This is a genomic window from Burkholderia sp. JPY481 (assembly GCF_038900515.1).
Lineage (GTDB): Bacteria > Pseudomonadota > Gammaproteobacteria > Burkholderiales > Burkholderiaceae > Paraburkholderia > Paraburkholderia youngii.
The window spans coordinates 1-621 of record NZ_JAYMRT010000123.1 but is presented as its reverse complement, the minus strand read 5'-3'; the positions used below and the strand labels follow the sequence as shown (position 1 = coordinate 621).

Below are 621 nucleotides of genomic sequence, written 5' to 3'. Positions count from 1 at the left end.
TGGTGGCGCGCAGCAGCGGGCGCGAGCAGGTGGTGTTCGGCACGGTGCTGTTCGGGCGCATGCATGGTGGCAGCGGCGCGGACCGGGCGATGGGGCTGTTCATGAACACGCTGCCGGTGCGGCTCGATGTGGATGGAACCGGGGTCGGGGAGAGTGTGCGTCGCACCCACGCGCGGCTGGCGGAGCTGCTCACCCACGAGCATGCCCCGCTGGCGCTGGCGCAGCGCTGCAGCGGCGTTGCGGCGCCTGCGCCGCTGTTTGGCGCGCTGCTGAACTATCGCCACAATACGCTGGCGGCGCTTCAGGGGGCGGTGGGCGACGATGTCCTGGACGGCATCGAATGGCTGGGTGCGCAGGAGCGCACCAACTATCCCCTGAGCCTGTCGGTGGAGGACTGCGAAGAGGCACTGGGCCTGACGGCACAGGTGAGCGGGCCGGTTTCAGCAGAGCGTATCTGCGGTTACATGCAACATGCGCTGGAGCACCTGGCGGACCTGCTGGAGCGCTCGCCGCACACGCCGGTGCGGGAGCTGGAGATCCTGCCGGCGGCGGAGCGCGGGTATCTGCTGGAGGAGCTGAACCGCACGGAGGCGGCGTATCCGTCGGAGCGGTGCATCCATG

The 621-nt window shown here is 69.7% G+C and carries 1 protein-coding gene; it reads left to right on the top strand.

The window, feature by feature from the left end; genetic code table 11:
- On the top strand, window positions 1–621 hold a 621-nt coding region (locus tag VSR82_RS39940), incomplete at both ends, for a condensation domain-containing protein (RefSeq protein WP_498858921.1).